At 36.8% G+C, this 16,114-nt stretch carries 13 protein-coding genes; 2 read left to right on the top strand and 11 right to left on the bottom strand.

Annotated features, from left to right (window positions below):
• Positions 1-36: 36 nt before the first annotated feature.
• The 11 genes from JO178_RS07530 to tssO all read right to left on the bottom strand — a co-directional run bounded on the left by JO178_RS07530 (position 37) and on the right by tssO (position 14,435).
• A complete protein-coding gene (locus JO178_RS07530; protein ID WP_291933755.1) occupies positions 37-1,287 on the bottom strand; it encodes a PAAR-like protein in 1,251 nt (416 codons plus the stop codon).
• A 13-nt stretch (positions 1,288-1,300) separates the two neighbouring features.
• Positions 1,301-2,155, bottom strand: coding sequence for a hypothetical protein (locus JO178_RS07535; protein WP_291933759.1), 855 nt, complete (start codon positions 2,153-2,155; stop codon positions 1,301-1,303).
• Between the two features lie 27 nt (positions 2,156-2,182).
• Positions 2,183-4,354, bottom strand: coding sequence for a phage baseplate assembly protein V (locus tag JO178_RS07540; protein WP_291933762.1), 2,172 nt, complete (start codon positions 4,352-4,354; stop codon positions 2,183-2,185).
• A gap of 189 nt (positions 4,355-4,543) precedes the next feature.
• Positions 4,544-4,957: a type VI secretion system tube protein TssD gene (tssD, locus tag JO178_RS07545; protein WP_291933764.1), complete on the bottom strand. Its 414-nt coding sequence runs from the start codon at positions 4,955-4,957 to the stop codon at positions 4,544-4,546.
• Positions 4,958-5,370: 413 nt separating this feature from the next.
• Positions 5,371-6,237: a lytic transglycosylase domain-containing protein gene (locus tag JO178_RS07550; protein WP_291933767.1), complete on the bottom strand. Its 867-nt coding sequence runs from the start codon at positions 6,235-6,237 to the stop codon at positions 5,371-5,373.
• Positions 6,238-6,309: 72 nt separating this feature from the next.
• On the bottom strand, positions 6,310-8,805 hold the full coding sequence (locus JO178_RS07555) for an ATP-dependent Clp protease ATP-binding subunit (protein ID WP_291933769.1): 2,496 nt from the start codon (positions 8,803-8,805) through the stop codon (positions 6,310-6,312).
• Between the two features lie 338 nt (positions 8,806-9,143).
• A complete protein-coding gene (tssD, locus tag JO178_RS07560) occupies positions 9,144-9,551 on the bottom strand; it encodes a type VI secretion system tube protein TssD (RefSeq protein ID WP_291933773.1) in 408 nt (135 codons plus the stop codon).
• A gap of 414 nt (positions 9,552-9,965) precedes the next feature.
• Complete coding sequence (tssR, locus tag JO178_RS07565; RefSeq protein WP_291933776.1) at positions 9,966-12,371, bottom strand: type VI secretion system protein TssR domain-containing protein; 2,406 nt, start codon at positions 12,369-12,371, stop codon at positions 9,966-9,968.
• Positions 12,372-12,420: 49 nt separating this feature from the next.
• Complete coding sequence (locus JO178_RS07570; RefSeq protein WP_291933780.1) at positions 12,421-13,332, bottom strand: PKD domain-containing protein; 912 nt, start codon at positions 13,330-13,332, stop codon at positions 12,421-12,423.
• 53 nt (positions 13,333-13,385) lie between these two features.
• The gene (locus tag JO178_RS07575; protein ID WP_291933782.1) at positions 13,386-13,910 is read right to left on the bottom strand and encodes a type VI secretion system transmembrane protein TssO; all 525 of its coding nucleotides are present in this window, start codon (positions 13,908-13,910) and stop codon (positions 13,386-13,388) included.
• Between the two features lie 12 nt (positions 13,911-13,922).
• The gene (tssO, locus tag JO178_RS07580; RefSeq protein ID WP_291933784.1) at positions 13,923-14,435 is read right to left on the bottom strand and encodes a type VI secretion system TssO; all 513 of its coding nucleotides are present in this window, start codon (positions 14,433-14,435) and stop codon (positions 13,923-13,925) included.
• Positions 14,436-14,638: 203 nt separating this feature from the next.
• Between tssO and JO178_RS07585 the strand changes: the two genes are divergently transcribed.
• Positions 14,639-15,310, top strand: a complete 672-nt coding sequence (locus JO178_RS07585) for a response regulator transcription factor (RefSeq protein WP_291933786.1) — start codon at positions 14,639-14,641, stop codon at positions 15,308-15,310.
• A gap of 279 nt (positions 15,311-15,589) precedes the next feature.
• Positions 15,590-15,880, top strand: a complete 291-nt coding sequence (locus JO178_RS07590; RefSeq protein WP_002984212.1) for an HU family DNA-binding protein — start codon at positions 15,590-15,592, stop codon at positions 15,878-15,880.
• Positions 15,881-16,114 lie beyond the last annotated feature (234 nt).

Raw genomic sequence — 16,114 nt, forward strand, 5'->3', positions numbered from 1 at the left:
ATGATGGAAAATATTATTAAAAAAAATGGTTTCATATTATATATTATTTGCTACAACGTCTGTATTGATATTGGCTACCATCGCCTGAAGAGCATCTGCATAGGCGCCGTGTCCGCTTCCTAAGGTCTTAATACCAAGACCTTCATTATCTTCTATATATCCGAAGATTTCATGCTGCTGTCCCAATGCACGGGGAGCAGCACCTGTAAGACCTCCGAATATGGCCAGTTTATTAAGTCCGGGAATCCTTGAAAAAGCTAATGTGGAAAGTAATCCTTCTCTATTATTCTGCAATCCGTTAAGGATATCGTTGCTTGTACTGTAGTTGATGATATTTGAGGTCGATCCTACAGCTTTCTTTTTATCAAGATAATCCAGTGTATTTTTGTGCACACCTCTCGCATTGAAAGTATATCCGGGAAGTCCTGTATAGTAGGAAGCCATCGCACTGTTTCCGCCTCCCAGTGAATGTCCTGTAAATTTCACTTTTCCGTTGGTTGCCTCATTCATCTTTTGAGCAAGGTTTCTCGTCTTTTCTATTTGAGGTGTATTAGCTCCAAAAGCCTGTCCGCCGTCTTCTATTACCCAGTCTTTTATAAACTGGTCACCTGCTTCCGAGCCTCTGAAAGCTACAAAATAGTCTCCGGTTTCTTTATTATAATAAAGGGAAGAAAAGAAACCATCGTCTTTATTGGTATTAAAATCTTCTTTTAGTAATACACCCGGACCAAAGAGTTTATTTAATTCACTCTGGTCATCCGTGTTGATTCTGGTATAGCCATCGATATCGGTATTTTCTCCCTTTTTATTGTCTTCATAAGAATTTTGGGCCATTTTACTGGCGGTAACTGCTTCCTGCAGCTGAACAACCGGTAAATGGAAAGTAATTTCCCCACCGAGAAAACAATGTAAACTGGAGTTTTGCAATAAAGGTTTTTTATTTTCAATCTTTACTTTTGGATGGGTATTTTTCCAGTCACTTCCTTTACATAAAAAGGAACATATATTCAGGCAGTCATCAATCAGTGCACTTCCCGCCCACGCGGCGGCGGCAAGAACGAAAAGTCCTCCGGAAAAAGCGGCAGCTACAGCTACTCCGGCCAAAGCTCCGGCCATCATCATTTCAGGACAGATAAAATTATCCTTGAAACGATCCTCTTCCGTAGCCATCAGCTTAGTCCCTTTTTTCAGGTGTACCGAAGACTGGGAACTCACTCCGATTCCTATAAGCCTTCTCCCTTTACTACACATCAGCGGAGTATTTTGTGCTATGTATAACTGACTCATAATGATCCTGATTTTATTGTTTGTTTAATTTGATATGATATCTGCAGACATAAAACATTTTTTCATTAAGCTCTTCTTTCACATGGAACACAACTTCTGCAAGTACTGAATCTTCATTATAAAGATATTCACCTTCTAAAAAATATTTATATTTTAAAGGAAGCCCAAGTGTTCTCTCATATTTATTTTTATAGACCTCCTCAAAATGGGAAGCTCCGTGATCTTCTTTTCCTTCCAGTTTTACCCTAAATCCGCCTTCTTCCCTTTTAGAAACTGTATACCGAGAACTGTATCGAAGTTTTTCTCCCGGAAATAGTGTAGATAAGGCTGTTCTTACCGGAATCTCATCAATAAAACTTCCGCCTCTGAAAGCAGGTAATGGATAGAAGATGATCTGATATAAAAAATTCAGTTGAATATTGCGGTCTATCTCGTTAAACTCCTTATCATAAATATGGATAAAGGTATCATAGCTCTCTTTTACCAGTTCAAAAAATCGCAAATCTTTTTTTATCTCACTCCATTTACGTAAAACCTCCTCTTTATTGGTAACTTCAAGAATAGTTTTGTCTGTATCCAGCAATACTTCCAATACATCGGTTGCCTTACTGATCTCCCCCAGAATTTCATAAAAAGGCTGCATCTGCCCATCTGCCTGAATATATCTCTGAGGAGAAGAATGAATGGCAATATGGTTATATTCTCCGGGTAATACCATCCAGTCTTCTTCTATTTCTGTCTGATTAGCTTTTCCGTTCCCTAAAGTAAGATAAGACCTGATATTGATATGATATTCCGATTTTTTGTACCAGGCATATTTAAATCCTGTTAAATCATCTGTTTCCTGACTATTCAGTTCCAATGCCATTCTATTAGGTGTTAAGATAATGATACATTAATTAATATCTACTGTACTACCGGTAATAAACAAATCTCCTGTAGCGTTCATGGATGTTTTTGACTTACTGTAAATACTTAAATTATCCTGTGTTACCAGTAAAGCATTTTTCAACGCATTCATATCCAGCATTCCTTCTTTGGCAGAAATGGTTATTCCTTCTTTGGTAATTGTAATGCTGTTCTCTCCTACTTTTAATTCAATTTTTGTTTTACCTTCTATCGATATATTTCCGGCAGCATCCATTTTCAGGCAGGAATTGGCTCCTTCTCCTTTTTTTCCGCCCACATTAATCGCACTGGTACTTCCTGCATTAACGGTATTATTATTTCCGACATTAACGGTCTTATTGTTATTGGCATTTGTCTGAGCATTTCCTGCTCCGTCAAACTTCATATTAGCCCCCCCCTGATCCGTAAGAAAAACAGAACCTTCACCATCATTTAATTCTAATTTATTTCCGCTTCTGCTGCTCAAGCTTTTAATAATGTTGTTGGCACCGCCTCCTGCTCCTATTCCTCCATGGAACATTCCTCCCATCACAAAAGGACGGTCAGGATGCTGATGAACGAAATTGACAATTACCTGATCTCCAACTTCAGGAATAGCCATAAAACCTCTGTTTTTATTGACTTTATCACTACTTCCGGCATCCGGTGTCATCACGCGGATAAATTCCGAAGTATCCGGCCCGCTCTGCCAGTCGAACTGAATCTTCACTCTGCCCTGATTTAAAGGATCCGTATTGGAAATTACTTTGGCAAACTGAGCTTCCGCTCTTGGAACATCAAATTCGGGGCGGGGAATAAAACCGGTATCGGCAGCAATAGCTTCAAATCTTCCGTCATAATACCCTCTCGCATCCACTTCATGAATGACTTCGGTGATCATCAGTTTTGTGAAATACGACGTATCATTAGTTTCTGATTTACGCATCTCAATATCGGCGGTACATCCGGGATATAAAAAAGGTACCGTTGTAGTTCCTGAAGTTACAAAAACTTCCGAAGCCTTACTTCCGGCTGTTCCTTTTTGAGAGGCATCAATATCCATAAAGGAAGTCGCTTTAATGGGCGCTATTCTTAAAGAAGGCGTAGTAAAGGTTTTTTCTGAGATTTCATAAGCACGTCGTGCAATATCTGATGTATGATTGATTTTAGAACTTCCTGTAATCAGTTTTTCATTTTTACTGCTGTTGTATCCGTAAAAACTGGGATTGACATGCTGTGCCTTCATTTTAATGGCGATATCGCTTACACTGCTTCCATAAGTAAGCTTAACCGGTTTTTCCTGAGGCGGAAGTTTTCCGAAATGCAGTACTTCTCCGTCATAATAAAACTGTTCACCATAAGCTTCAGCCATTCTGGCGAGATAGTTATAATGAGTCTCTTCGTATTGCGAGCTGTAAGACACGTTTCCATGTTGTGCGTCTACTCTGAAATCAAATTTGTTTTGTCCTAATCCTTCACGGATCACCTGGTCTGCAATACTATTTAAGCTTACCGGCTGACCTCCGCCAAAACTCTGAATATGGGGTGCTGCATCCAAAAGGACAGTAGGACTATACCCTTTAAGAACGATATTACCCAGACTTCCTTTTTCCTGGCTGAAACCGACTTCTGTGACTACACCCACAAAGTTACGTTCAGCACCTTTTTCAATATCTTTATATTTAAAAACTACGGTAATTCTTTTTCCTAAAAAATTCTGGGCTTCCTGAAGGTTGTGATTTTCCGGGCTTCCTAAGGTATCATGAGCCAGAACCAAGCTGAATTCATGGTGCTTACCCGCACTCTGAACCAACTTAAAATGTTTGAAGTGTTTAATCATCTGTCCTTCAATAACCACATCCAGTTTTACAACGCGATTGATTCCTGCAATATAGCTTTGAGGAATGGCTTCTGCATTATGAATTTTTGATGTGGGTTGTTTGGACCATACTTTTTTCTCCACCACGGAAGGGTTATTAGAGACCAGAGTCTGGTTCATAAACATATCAGCTCCCTGAGCAGTACTTAAACTTTGTTGTCCGGTTTTTACTGCTTTATTGACTTTCTCCGCTGCTTTTTTAACAGTATTTTCTTTGACTGTATTTTTAACTGCCTCCGTATTCTGTTTGATATCCTCTGGGGAGCTATCTACTTTAATTGTTTTATCATCCTGAAACATAATTGTGTGTGTTTAAGTTAAATAAATAATAAGCTGCTGATATTGATACTGAATCAGAAAGTTCTCAGATATATAGTACTGGCTTCTGACAGATTTTTCGCGATTTTATTAAAAATGGAAAAACAGAACAGCATACACGTGTGCGCTGTTCTGTACCAATTTTTATTTTTACTAAGATGATGAATCGGCTTAATGACCTGTTGACGGCCAAAGACCAAGGTACTGAGAGTTCCCGTAATCGATGGTTTCAGCACTGATAACAAAGCTAATCAGCATGCTGTTGCTGTCGATTGCATCGAATTCTACTTCATGCTGGATTACGTATCCGTTTTGCCAGTTTAAAGTGATTAATGTTCCTTCCTCATGAGATTTATTGAAAGTAACTTCTCCTGATGTAGGCTTGTATTTTCCGTTTAACAAGCTTTCAAGGATGTCAGACTTTTCAGTAGCTTCTACTGTAAGTTTGATAAGTGCATTGGAAGGATCTGATGCTACACGTCCTGAAACGTCTGTAGATCTTGATACGCTGTACTTAAGTTTTAACAGCTTCTGTCCTTCACCTCCATTGAATTTTAAGATTCCTCTTGAATTTCTTTCTGCCATGATTAGTAAATTTTAATCGTTAATAATATTTTGTGATTCAGTGATTGTGTAACAAAGATAGAGGCTCTTTTTCGCTAAAAAAAACTTTTGAATATAAAATTGAAATTTTGTAGTAATTCTACGATTTCATGTAGTAATTCTACGACAATTGACTTATAAAACACCAATAAAACACTATCAATAAAGGATTTATTTAAAATAAAAAAAAACATATTAAAAATAAAATTTCACACAACAATGAGAAATATTAAGACTTTTTAATAAAAAATTAAGAAGTCTTAACAGATGTGAAAATTCAGCATTATTGGAAAAAAAAGATGATATGAGGAAAACCGAATATTGAGCAAATAAAAAGACCTGCCGATAACACCGGCAGGTCTTTCAAAGAATATGCTCATCCTTATCATTTCAAATTATTGTTGAGAACTTCTTCCTTCTTTAATAGATCTCATCAGTATTTTGTTTTTTCTTAAAAGAAAATCAGGCATCAGATCGGTGGGAAGATAGAAAGGGCTTTCTCCTTTCTTCTGTAACTCTTCCACAATTCCCGGATTCCAGGCCAGAATTTTATCTACATCAACATTCAGTTCATCAGCAACCACCTTCAGACTAAATCCGGCGTTAATTTCTGTTTCTGAAAGAGCAGCCTCTGTCATTTTCCTGTTTCCATCTTCAAAGAAAACTTTATTAATTCTTGAAGAATTGTAATTATTTAAAACACTCTCAAGCTCCCCTGTCGCATAACAGGCATTCAGATATTTTTTAACGTGATTAATGGTTTCTCCGGGCAGATATTTGTAAAATTCGTGATATTGGGAAGAACCTGCGGCCTGCATCGCTTTGGCAATATTTCCTTCTCCGCAGTTATAAGCAGCCACTACAGTCACCCAGTTATTATACTTCTTATATAGATTGGCTAAAGAAATCACAGCCGTTTTAGTACTTTTATAAACATCCGTACGGTTTTGTTCGGTAAGCCCGTATTGATTGGCATGGGCTGTCATCAACTGCCAGACTCCCACAGCTCCGGCTCCTGAGGTAATGTTTCTGTCAAAATGAGATTCAATCAGGGCCAGGTTTCTCAAATGCTTGGGAAGTCCTTTCTGAAGAAGTAATTGTTCAATAAATTCAACAAGGTCTTTATTGGAACTGATGATTCCTTTATATCTTTTCACGCTGCTTTCTGAGGTATCTGAAGCAGCCAGAAACTGTCCGTTTACAAAAATACCGGCTCCCAATAACAGAAAAGCTGTAAAAATATTCCTGACAATAATTTTCATTTTAAATGTATTTATAGGGCAAAAAGGCCAATCTGCATTTGCTTTTTCGCCTTTTTACCTTTTGCTTATAATTTAATCTACTTTCCAGCTTAGTTTATTTTCTTCTGTATTCCAGTCTACATGGATGGTCTGTCCGGATTTCACTTCTTCTCTTACGATCATTTTGGAGATTGGTCTCGCGAGCTGGGCACGAATGACTCCTGAGATCTGTCTGGCTCCGTATTTACTGCTAAACCCTCCCAATGCGAGATTTTTCACGGCTTCATCACTGATTTTTAAAGCCATTCCCAGTCTTGTCAATGAGTGATGAAGTGATTTCAGCTGAATATTGAAAATTCTTTCTGCAATAGATTCCGTGATGGGTGCAAAAGGAATAATTTCTGTAATTCTTGCCAGAAATTCAGGTCTGAATCTTCCTGAATTGGACATAATCTGCATCAGTGAAGAGGATTCAGGAATCTTTCCTTCTTCAAACTGCTTTACAATTTCTTCACTTCCGATATTGGAAGTAAACAGGATCAGTGCATTGCTGAAATCCCCTTCTTTTCCGAGCTTATCATGAACTTTCCCTTCGTCCATAATCTGTAAGAATACATCAAATACGGAATGATGGGCTTTTTCAATCTCATCAAAAAGAACCACGGTATAAGGCTGTTGTCTTATTTTATTGACAAGCATTCCACCTTCTTCATATCCCACATATCCCGGAGGCGCCCCGTATAGTAATGCGGCAGAATGTTCTTCTTTAAATTCCGACATATCGAAACGCACCATTGCTTTTTCATCATTGAACAGCAATTCGGCCATTGATTTGGCAAGTTCTGTTTTACCGGTACCTGTGGGGCCTAAAAGGAAAAATGATCCGATGGGCTGCCCCGGTTTATTTAGTCCGCTTCGGTTTTCAACGATAGCATCAGAAAGGATTTTTAAGGCATGATCCTGTCCTACTACCCTGTTCATCAGAAGGGATTCCATATTCAGGAGTTTTTCTTTTTCCTGAGCCTGAATTTTACCGATAGGAATATTGGTTTTGGCAGCCATTACAGCAGCCAGCTCGAGGCGGTCTACTTTTTCTCTTTTCTTAGCAGCATGCTGCAGCAATTCGGCGTAAGTATCTTCAATGATTTTCTGAATCTGTTCAACCGGCATTGAATTATCAATAGCAGGTTGTTCACTCAGCGATCCCCAAAGAATGGGGCTTATTTTATCTCTCAGCAGGTTATACGTCCAGATCAGTTCGTCTGCTTTATCTTTATGGTCTGTAAACTCTTCTTTTAAGATCGTTTCATAGCTCTCTTTCCAGCTTTCCAGTTCTTTTTCGGAAAGTTCATCAAGCATTTTGATTGCTGCCATTGTTCTGTCTAGCAAGTCTATGGCTGCATCCGGTAATTTCTTACCTTTTGCATATCTTTTGGCCAGTCGTACACATTCGGGAAGCGCTGTTTTTTCCACTTCAATACCGTGGTGTTTTTTATAGCCTTCCAAAAGCACGTCAATCATTTTTACGCAGGTTTTTTCATCCGGTTCATTTACGGTTAACACTTCAAAACGACGGTTGAAAGCCTGTTCCGGTTCAATAATTTTTCTATACTCTTCCTGGGTTGTTGCTCCGATAACGGTAATTTCACCTCTTGCAAGTTCCGGTTTCAAAAGGTTGGCAACATTTCCGATGCTTCCTTTGGGATCTAAAAGGGTATGAATCTCATCAATGAAAAGAATTGCTTTTTCAATCTTTTTACATTCATTGATTACTTTTTTCAAACGGTCTTCAATTTCTCCTTTGTATGAAGTTCCGGCTAGTAATGCACCTGTATCCAGTTCTAAAAGCGTTCCGTTTTTGAGCATATCCGGTACATTTCCTTTCGTGATTTCTATAGCAAAGCCTTCTACTAAAGCTGTTTTCCCGACTCCCGGTTCTCCGATGATAATGACATTCGGTTTACTTCTTCGACAAAGGATTTCTACCAGCATTCTAAGCTCTTTATCTCTTCCGATAATATTTTCCAGATCACCTGTTCTGGCTTGTGCTGTTCTGTCTACACAATAGCTTTTGATAGACGGAAAAGAAGAGTCCGTAAAATCGGAACCGTTTGAAAATAAAGAAGAAAAGTCGCCGTCTTCCGAAACGGTAAAAGGGGTATCTTTTCTGTATAAATTAAAAATTTCGTGTTCTCTTAGCGGAAGTGATTTCAGCTGCTGAAGTGAAAAAACAACCTGAGGTTTTACGATAGCCGTCAGAATACAGATCGGAGTGATCTCATCCAGTCCTAATTTTAAACGGATGTCATCTGCTTCTTCTACAAGAGTATCTACCGCTTCATCCTGTCTGGCCTCATCCGGAAGATGACTGGTCTTTGGATATTCTTCAATACGTACATCTGCCCATTCATAAAAATAGCCGGGATCTTTATCTATGCTTTTCAGAAATTCATTAAGGCCGATATCTTTATGCATTAAAGCCTGAAGGATGTGGGGACCTCCATAAGTAGCATTATAATTTTCCTTTGCTATCGACTGAGCAATATGAAATAGTTGTTTTACTGTTTCGTTGGTTACTAGTACTCCCATTGATAATTTTTCTTATATTAATATTTGCGCTCTGTTTATTATTTTTTCAAATGATACTGGTTCTATCATCTGTCAGAAATCCGGTGGCTTATGTTCTTTTGGCGAAGAAACAAAAGCTTTTTATGTCTATAAAATTAATTATTTTATTCTAAATGAGATAAAGATAGTTAATTCTTTGATTAGAGAAGTCGCCAAGCTCTTTTTTTCATTTTTATCTTGGTTTCTTATCACAGGTATCTTCTTTCTTTCTGGAAGAACCATAGCATATTCGAGGCAAAAAAAGACCGTCTTTAATAAGGACAGTCTTTTTCGTATGAATGTGTGATAATGTGTCAATTTTAGCTGCTTGGCCAAAGACCTGCATACTGGGAATTCCCATAGTCTATGGTTTCGGCGCTGATCACGAAGCTGATCAGCATGCTGTTGCTGTCGATTGCATCGAAATCTACCTGGTGCTGGATTACATATCCGTTGTGCCAGTTCAGCGTGATTAATGTTCCCTCTTCGTGAGATTTATTGAAAGTAATTTCACCTACGGTAGGCTTATACTTTCCATTGAGCAAGCTTTCAAGGATATCAGATTTTTCAGTAGCTTCTACCGTTACTTTAATTAAAGCATTAGACGGATCTGAAGCCACACGTCCTGAAACGTCTGTAGATCTTGATACGCTGTATTTCATTTTTAACAGCTTTTGTCCTTCTCCTCCATTGAATTTTAAGATTCCTCTTGAATTTCTTTCTGCCATGATTAGTAAATTTTAATCGTTAATAATATTTTGTGATTCAGTGATTGTGTAGCAAAGATAAAGGCTCTTTTTCGCTAAAAAAAACTTTTGAATATAAAATTGAAATTTTGTAGTAGTTCTACGATTTTATGTCGTAATTCTACGATCATAGATTTACGAACATATCTGTAACATCCTTTAATAAAGGAATTTATAATATTTCAAATATTAAACAAAAACAACGATTTTACACCTAAAAGAGAAATAGATAATATTTTTTCATTAAAAATTCAAAGTTAAAAGCTGAAAAACATCTTCTTTTTTTATCATGTAGATCGTCCCTTTACAAAATAAAATCCACAACAGTTTACATTCTCCTGAATAAAAAAAGCAGAAGTACTGCTACTTCTGCTTTTGATATGATAAAACGAATGTTTAATGTTTAGTATATTCCGGTTGTTCAGTCGGGAACCTTGTCGGAGTAAAATACTCATTAAGCCAGTAGAAGGTTTGTCCGTTTTGCTGAATTTTTACCGCCGGATTATTTCTGTTGGCAAGCATTCTGTCTGACAGATCTTTATAGTGGCGGAAATAGTTTCTTACGGTTTCATTAGAAACTATTTTAGACTTTTTCCAGCCTTTAAGTTTATACTTAGCCATCAGTTCTTCTTCTGAAAGGTCAAATCCTGTGCTCATTCCAATAGCATAAGACATTGGCATTTCATAAAGCGCTCCTTTGTCAAGGAATTTGATTGTCGGATTATATTTTTTCAGCAGCTTCACATATTCTTTAATCGCTCTTGCCTGGTTAAAGTCTGCTTTCTCAGCCTCCGTATTTCTATATACTTCTGTATAAAAAGCTTTTAAGTTATCATATTCTCCTTCAGAGATCAGAATTCCTTTTTCTATTCCCGGAGTAAATTCTTTTAAATCTTTAGGGATATATCCTTTTACGAGGAATGGACTGCCATAGTTGATCAACTGTGCTGCAATTCCTGCAGAAACAGGATTTGTAAGTCCCGGATACAGATATTTATATTTTAAATCTACATCTGTTCTCCCTGCTCCTACGGACGAATGGAAATACTCATTTAAAGATTTGTCAACGGTCTGATTATCTAAAGTAACCTGAGCAATAAGGCTATCTACAGATTTTTTCAGGAAGCCCGGTGTTGCCACATCTCCTTTTTTAGGAAAGATGACAAATCCCTGAGACATACTCTGTTTAGGATAAGCTAATGAGAAAAACCCTTCATCCCCTTCTACCAGACTGAAATTATTTTTGGTAAGCACATCAGACTGATTGATAATCTTTTGTTTTTTAAGCTCAGCTATATTTTTGGCCGTATTGGTTACTACATTTTCAGCCATTAATACAAAGTCATTATAGGTATCTGAAGATCTTGCGCTGGTCTGGAACATGATCAGTCTCGCCTGAGCCTGAGTTAATGAGCTGATCACACTGTACATATTACCGCTCTGGTTCGCTGAGGTACCAACAGTAACAACGATATTGGTTTCGTCGGGAACATTTGAGAGAAGATTTCCTGCTGCGGTAAGAGCCTCTCCTACCGGTTGATAACCGCTATTGCTGTTACAATTCATCTCATTGGTCTTCTGATCAATAAACGTTGTAATTTTACTGTAATCTGTACTTAAATTTGAAACGGCTGTATTGTTTCCGCAAGGGTTATTTTTGTATAAAACAACACCATATTTTACATTCCCGAAATAAGAAGGTTTTTCAAATCTAAGCTGTAAATCCTGTAATAATGACTTTACAATAGGCGCATACGGAGCATTCGGAGCGCTCACATCCAGTGCGAAAACAATATTGATGTTTTTATCTCTCTCCGTAATTTCTCTGTAACGGTCGAAATAAATAGGTTCTCCTAACACATTGAAAACATAGTTTTTACTATAATCCAGAATATTCGTAAAATATTTTGTTTTAGAGTCCGGTGTAGGTGTTTCATCCAGGGTCAGGCTGACAGGATAAATATTTTCCAGTGGGGTTCTTTTGTTTACATCAGTAAGAAGAACTGCTGTTTTATTTACAGCATCGGATCCTGTTGCACCCGGATGTCCTTCATGAATTCCCAGAGCACTTTCATTAATCCCTGTTGTGTTTTTCAGTTTTACGGCAGAACGTTCACCCCATGCTGAAATCACATTTGAGCTTACCCATCCGTAAAGGCTTTTTCCAATGCTATCGATATCGACAGATGGTTTTTTACCTACTAAAAACCGTTTGTTGTTTTCAGCCTGTTTGTAAACATACACCATTTGTCCGTTAGGAATCTTTACATTGGCTGTTTCAATAAGGCTTGGTGAATTAAACACCATAATAGAATCATTTTTATAATACCTTTCAGCATTTCTGATCACTTCACTGTTGTTAGGTACTACTGCTACTCTTACCGGATAACCTGTTTTTTCGCTTTTTAAAGAATTGCTCCATAAAAGCAGGTCAGATTCCGGGATCCAGCCATAGGTTTTGATTGATTTTGACGAAACTTTTTTCATTAAAGCATCCGGAACATATTCCGCTACTTTTACCATTCCGTCTCTATGCTTTAAAACCATTAAAGGTTCTAAGAATTTCACCTCTTTATATGACTTCTCATCGTCTTTATCAAGATAAGCCGTATTTCTGGACCGGTCTGAAACGACGATCCATGGAACTGACTTTTTAGGATAACCATTGACAACCGGTGAATTATCCACCTGCCCGTACTGGGAAGGTTCCGGAGTTTTCTTTGACGGAAGCTTTACCTGACAGCTCGCCAGTAATACTGATAGTCCTATATAATATGCTGCTAGAGGAAATTTATTTTTCATCCTATTTTATCTTTTTATGATTGGCACACCCGGGTAAAACCGGACGGTATTATTTGCTTTGGTTTATATCTACTTTCGTTACACAGTTTTGTGTGTCATCCAGATTTACCTTTACGGTCTGAATTACCGTATTTTTATCAAACTGAAGACCTGCACAGTACATATAGAAATTATTTACTTTGCTGTCATTTACCTTGACTACGGTATTTTCATTATTACACAGATACGTTCTCAACAGGTAGTTATAATGCATATTAAAACTGTTTCCATTGGCAATCTGCTGCAAATGATATTTGAAGTCGTTATCAATTTTTGCATAAGAATCTTCTACAGATACTTCTTCTTCTTCCAGAGAGTCATAAGCAGGAAGGATCTTAATACGGTGATAGATCGGTTCTGCAGATTCTTCCGTATACAGGGTAATCAGATAATCTCCCGGCTTTTTATAGGAATAAATAGCCAGTTTGTCTTTTGAATCTGTATTTCCGGTTTCTCCAAATTTCCAAGAAAACTGTTTAGCATCGGAAACGGCACGGAATTGTACGTTTTCATTCTGCATAGCCTGCACCGGAGCTTCAATTGTAGTTCTGGCCGTTGCAGAATCTTTCTGTTTCTGCATGCTTCTGGCAGTAACCATTACCGGGAAAGATTTGGTGTACTTATTATCCACGATAAGGCTTACCTGATAATATCCTGGTCTGTTATAAAAGTGGATTCCACTGTTTTTATCAGAAGTTGTCCCATCTCCGAAATTCCATCGTTTGGTTTTAGCAAATTGGGTTTTATCTTCAAATAAAAGAGTATCTCCTACCGACAATGAAGACGGATAAACCACTCCAACAATATCATCTGCAGAATGAATCACTTTTTTCTGCAGCCACAGTGCAACAAGAGCTGCAATGAGCAAAGTTGCAATAACGCCAATGATAATGTTCTTTTTGTTCTTTTGAAAATAATTCATAGTTAATAATTGTGATGTGTTTTATTTATAGTTCCTAATTTCATTTCTGCTCATTATTGAGTACGCGACTTCAGTGCATTTTCACGCTCATAGAGCTTATTTTGTTTATCTTTAAATCCGATTCTGCAATCCTCCACCTGCTTTTCAAATCTTTTAATATCTTCAGTCGTAGTAGACACAACTTTTTTATCATCAAAATACATTTTATAGAATTTTGCAATCTGTGGATAGGCATCTTTTCTGATATCTACAATTCCGTTATCACCAAAATAATTAGCCAGGTCATTGATCCCGTTCATTACGTTGTTTTCTACAAACGGCTGCGGTGTTTCATTGGTAAGTTTGGTAATCATCACAAAAGTACTGTCCATCATTGGTAAAACGACCTTTTGCTGCTGTTCAAATTCTGCTTTTTGTTCCAGACTCTGAATTCCTCTTACATCTTCATCAGAAAACGGAGATTCAAATCCTTTTAAAAAGATAATTCCTAAAAATACCATAGAAGCTACCAGCATCAGTATTAAATAAAAAAACTGATAATGCCTTTCCTTTTTAGATAATGTAATCTGTCCTTGCATAACTTTTCTTTTTTATTTTCTTCTTTTACTTCCGGTGAAATTTCTGGTTGGGTCTTTTCGAAGTTCATTATTGGCTCGTCCTACTTTTCCCATGCATTCCTCAAGGTTTCTCAGAACAATTTTCTTTTTATATTCTACCTCAAAGATCTGTGCCTTTAAATTAATCATAGGAGCGATTTGTCTCATTAGAATGGCATAGTGCTTAAAGCTTCCGGAGCTGTCTTTATCCATGACGTTTTTAGCGTTCTTTACATCATCCGTAATCTTGGTTCTGAGGAAAATTTCATTATCTACCTTATTACTGCTCAGCTGAGTCATATTTTCATAAATATGATCAATATGATTTTTCAGAACATCACTTCGCTGCATCAGTTCTCTATAAGCATCTGCCTCTCTGGTAATTCCCTCTCTCTGGATATCATAGCTTTTAAAAAAGAAAAACAGACACGTAAAAGATACCACCGACAAAACCGCAAAAGAAAGAATAAACTTCCAAATGCCCGTTCTGACGTCAGATTTGTTCAATTTTTTTTCCCTGTTTGAAGACATAATTTGCGATTTGTTTGGCCTGTGAAAATATAAAAAAAAAATTTTATGCACAATACGTAATTTCCCCAGGCCTGTTTCGTGAAAACCCTGATTAACTTAATATTAATTTTCTCTTTCATAAGTTTTTCATAAATTAGGCCTCTGAATTTTGAATATCATTCGCCAAATCGATATTAAAAATGAGTAAATTATTATCTAATACTGTGCGTTTTTCCATAGCTGACAGCGATTTTTATTTTAAAAAAATAATGATCAAAACCCTTATGGAAAATCCTTTCTATATGCTTCTGAATGACTGTAACAATGGCCATGAGCTGGTGAACAGAATCTACAGAAGACAGGAAGATGTATTTATTATAGAGCTGTTTATGCCGGTATTAAGCGGGATTGAAGCGATTAAATACATAAGGAAAAGCAATACAGAAACTCCCATCATCACTTATTCCGGAACTTATCAGGAAGACATGGCTGAGATTTTGTCCAGGATTCCCAACATATATTACTGCCAGAAAAAAAGCAATACGATAAAGGATATCATTAAAGGAAGCATTACTTCCGATGATTTTGATTACAAAGCTTACTCCAAAGAATGGGAACAACAGCCGCTTGCCGTACAGGAATATATGGACCGGCAGAAAAAGAGCCAGGAAGAACTTTCTCCGGCAGAAATACAACTTATGAGATTCTGCTATGAGGGATTCAGCAATAAAGAAATTGCCGAAAAACTTAATTTGAGTACAAGAACTATTGATACCTACATCAACAGACTTACTGAAAAATTAGGATTAAAGACCAAACTTCATTTAATTCGTTTCTGTGTAGAAAACGGATATTATAATTCCAGTATGTAAAAATTTTATAGAAAGAAGAAAGATTTTGCAAGAGATCATTCTAATGAGAAATATCAGCTTACAGGATCTCTCGCCTGTATTTTCATTGATTAATCTACCTGATTTTACCTGGTAATACTGCTACATTATTAATTTGTTAAATTACGACAAGCCCTTCTTAATATAGCGTATACATAAATATCTCAACGATCTGAACAAAAATATTTTGCCACTAATTTGCTAGTATTCAATTTTTTTAACTAAATTTGCACACCTAAAATTTAAAATTAAAATAAGGAAATGACAAAGGCAGAATTGGTAAACACCATCTCAAATAAGTTGGGAACAGAAAAGAATGAAACACAGAAAGTTGTAGAAGCTTTTATGCAGGAGATCAGAACTTCTATGTATAATGGGGATAACGTTTATCTAAGAGGTTTTGGATCTTTCATCATTAAAACAAGAGCTGCTAAAACAGGAAGAAATATTTCTAAGAACACTGCAATTGAGATTCCTGCTCATAACATTCCTGCTTTCAAACCTTCAAAATCTTTTGTTGAGAAAGTAAAAACGAAAGTTGCAGTAAAATAAGAACATTAACTGAATATTAACTAGTTACTAAAAAATTAAAATTATGCCAAGCGGAAAGAAAAGAAAAAGACACAAGGTTGCGACTCACAAAAGAAAGAAAAGAAGAAGAGCAAACAGACATAAGAAAAAATAATCTCCTCTTCTCGAGATTTACAATATAATAATATAGTTGGTGATTTTAAATTTCTAAGGTTCACCGACTATATTTTTATTTTACAACTATAAGATTCCGCG

Origin of the sequence: Chryseobacterium sp., assembly GCF_019236175.1 — a bacterium.
Classification (GTDB): domain Bacteria; phylum Bacteroidota; class Bacteroidia; order Flavobacteriales; family Weeksellaceae; genus Chryseobacterium.

What these genes read in the sequence shown, in the direction of transcription:
- JO178_RS07555 (WP_291933769.1), bottom strand. Translation starts at nt 8,805, where the DNA reads ATGGGAGTACTAGTAACCAACGAAACAGTAAAACAACTATTTCATATT.
- JO178_RS07530 (WP_291933755.1), bottom strand. Translation starts at nt 1,287, where the DNA reads ATGAGTCAGTTATACATAGCACAAAATACTCCGCTGATGTGTAGTAAA.
- JO178_RS07540 (WP_291933762.1), bottom strand. Translation starts at nt 4,354, where the DNA reads ATGTTTCAGGATGATAAAACAATTAAAGTAGATAGCTCCCCAGAGGAT.
- JO178_RS07550 (WP_291933767.1), bottom strand. Translation starts at nt 6,237, where the DNA reads ATGAAAATTATTGTCAGGAATATTTTTACAGCTTTTCTGTTATTGGGA.
- tssR (WP_291933776.1), bottom strand. Translation starts at nt 12,371, where the DNA reads ATGAAAAATAAATTTCCTCTAGCAGCATATTATATAGGACTATCAGTA.
- tssD (WP_291933773.1), bottom strand. Translation starts at nt 9,551, where the DNA reads ATGGCAGAAAGAAATTCAAGAGGAATCTTAAAATTCAATGGAGGAGAA.
- JO178_RS07585 (WP_291933786.1), top strand. Translation starts at nt 14,639, where the DNA reads ATGAGTAAATTATTATCTAATACTGTGCGTTTTTCCATAGCTGACAGC.
- JO178_RS07590 (WP_002984212.1), top strand. Translation starts at nt 15,590, where the DNA reads ATGACAAAGGCAGAATTGGTAAACACCATCTCAAATAAGTTGGGAACA.
- JO178_RS07575 (WP_291933782.1), bottom strand. Translation starts at nt 13,910, where the DNA reads ATGCAAGGACAGATTACATTATCTAAAAAGGAAAGGCATTATCAGTTT.
- JO178_RS07570 (WP_291933780.1), bottom strand. Translation starts at nt 13,332, where the DNA reads ATGAATTATTTTCAAAAGAACAAAAAGAACATTATCATTGGCGTTATT.
- JO178_RS07535 (WP_291933759.1), bottom strand. Translation starts at nt 2,155, where the DNA reads ATGGCATTGGAACTGAATAGTCAGGAAACAGATGATTTAACAGGATTT.
- tssD (WP_291933764.1), bottom strand. Translation starts at nt 4,957, where the DNA reads ATGGCAGAAAGAAATTCAAGAGGAATCTTAAAATTCAATGGAGGTGAA.